Below are 407 nucleotides of genomic sequence, written 5' to 3' on the forward strand. Positions count from 1 at the left end.
TACAACAGCCGCGGAGACCTGGCCACCCGCACCGACACCCGCCCCACCACCAGCCCCGCTCCCGGCAGCGACAACAGCGGCGGCGGTGCGGGCAGCGGCGGGCAGGAGGGTGCCAGCGCGGAAGGCAGCAGCGGGCACAGCGGAGAGGGGGCCGCTGACGCCCCGCCCGCCACGACGCACACCGTGCACGGCTACGACGCGTACGGCCGGCTCACCTCCACCGTCCTGCACGGCGGCGGCGATGCGAAGGCGCCGGTGCTGCGGTCGACCGCCTACACCGCCAACGCCGCCGGCGACATCACCACGGTCACCGTCACCGGTGCGGACGGCAGCAAGACAGCCACCGCCCATGAGACCGATGCCGCGGGCCGCCTCACCGCCCTCACCACCGACGGCAAGACCACCGG

General features: G+C 75.2%; 1 pseudogene. It reads left to right on the forward strand.

The window, feature by feature from the left end:
- Nucleotides 1-407: pseudogene (locus IF89_RS0136190) on the forward strand (hypothetical protein); the annotation flags it as partial.

The sequence above is a fragment of the Streptomyces sp. NRRL F-2664 genome, assembly GCF_000719345.1.
GTDB lineage: Bacteria > Actinomycetota > Actinomycetes > Streptomycetales > Streptomycetaceae > Streptomyces.